Source organism: Achromobacter sp. ACRQX (assembly GCF_022346505.1).
Taxonomy (GTDB): domain Bacteria; phylum Pseudomonadota; class Gammaproteobacteria; order Burkholderiales; family Burkholderiaceae_B; genus Achromobacter; species Achromobacter animicus.
The window spans coordinates 1-1692 of the sequence record NZ_JAKRML010000064.1 but is presented as its reverse complement, the minus strand read 5'-3'; the positions used below and the strand labels follow the sequence as shown (position 1 = coordinate 1692).

Annotated in this window: 1 protein-coding gene; it reads right to left on the bottom strand. The window is 62.0% G+C overall.

Features of this window, described 5'->3' with window-relative positions; translation table 11 throughout:
• Nucleotides 1-18: 18 nt before the first annotated feature.
• A complete protein-coding gene (locus MHZ91_RS28160; RefSeq protein ID WP_175139658.1) occupies nucleotides 19-1374 on the bottom strand; it encodes an IS110 family transposase in 1356 nt (451 codons plus the stop codon).
• Nucleotides 1375-1692: the final 318 nt, after the last annotated feature.

Genomic DNA, 1692 nt, shown 5'->3' with positions numbered 1-1692 from the left:
CCTCTCAAGAAACTCCTCCTAAGCTGTTGATATTTCATTGGCTTTTTCTGGGGTGGCCAACGGTACCAAGCTGTAGCCCATGGTCTCTGCGCGCTTTGTCAGGTGGTGCAGGACGCGTTGGCGGTGGCGTTCTTCGTAGTACAGCTCGCCTTGGTCCACGTACTCGGCCCCTTTGGCCAACAGGGTGTAAATCAGTCGAGCCAACTTGTGTGCGGCTGCGGTGATGGCGCGCCGCTTATCCAGGCGGGCGCACAGCCTTCGGTAATAGGCGCCTAAGGCGGACTGGCTGTGGCGCAGCGCCATGGCCGCCAGACGTAGGGCTTGCGCAGCGCGGTTCGGTGAGCGTTTGGTGGCGCCGTTCAGAACCTTGCCCCCGGAGATGCGTGTGCCCGGGCACAAGCCTAGCCACGAAGCGAAGTGCTTGGCCGAAGGGAAGCGGCTCATGTCCGGGCCGACCTCGGACAGGACGGTGAAGGCGGTCATTTCGTCGATGCCGTTGATGCGAGTCAGGTCCACGCCGCACATGGCAAATAGATGCGTGCGCAGATCGAAGGCCATGGCTTTCTTGGGCCAGCGGCGCTGCGACTTACCCGGATCGCCGTCATGGCGGTGCAGTTTTTGCAGTTCAGCCTGGATGTGCTGATTGCATTCATTGAGCAGTTGTTGATAGGTGTCGTACAGGGCCAGCGCTTGCCGCAGCGCGAACAGGTGCTCATGACGCCAGTTGCCTTGCAGCGCGGCAGCGATGTCGTCCTCGCTGGCCTTGACCTGACGCTTCTTCAGGCGGGCCAGCACGTGCGGATCGCGCTCGCCGTCGACGATGGCGCGGATGATGGCCTGTCCGGTGACCCCGACCACGTCCGACAACACGTGCGTAAGCTGGATGTTCATCTGGGCCAGCGCCTTCTGCATGTGCTGCACGTGACGAACCTGCGAGGCAAGCAGCATCTCACGCTGGCGCGAGAACTCGCGCAGGACGCAGATCTCGTCAGAGGGACGGAAGGCGCCGGCCAGCAGGCCATAGCTCATGAGCTGCTGCAGCCATTGGCAGTCCAGCACGTCGGACTTGCGGCCCGAGACGTTCTTCACGTGCCTGGCGTTGACCAGGTAAACGGTGAAGCCCTGGCTATCGAGCAGCTCGTAAAGCGGGATCCAGTAAACGCCGGTGGACTCCATGGCCACGGCGGTGATGCCGCAGTCCTTGAGCCATTGCGCCAGGCGATACAGGTCGGCGGTAAAGCTCTTGAACTCGCGGACAGGTTGTTCGTCGCGGTCGCTGGGGACAGCGACGAAGTGGCTGGCTGATCCGATGTCGATGCCTGCGGCATCGGGATGGGCCAGGCTTAGGGTTGCATCGGACTTGCGAGGTGACATGGCTTGCTCCATCATCGCTAACGGAATGCCGCCAGGCATGGGTACGTCGTTGTACTCACTCTCTCAAACGGGATGCACGCGCTAAGCGTGTGCTCACCAATGTCGGTGACGTCACCCGGGGCCATGCTTCAGTACGGGCGTGGGCTAACACGCACCACTGGAAGGTCGGTCTTTACCTGAGCGGCATTCCACCTTGCCACAGTGCGGCCACGAAGACAGTTTCTTCGTCACGGGTGTCGTGCAGGACGACTATTGAGCTTCAGATTCCCTCGGGCGCATCGACGGCGCTCGCCTCCCCGGTGACCACGACGCCGTGCT

Excerpts from the sequence above, each read along its gene's own strand:
- MHZ91_RS28160 (WP_175139658.1), bottom strand. The coding sequence starts at position 1,374 with ATGTCACCTCGCAAGTCCGATGCAACCCTAAGCCTGGCCCATCCCGAT.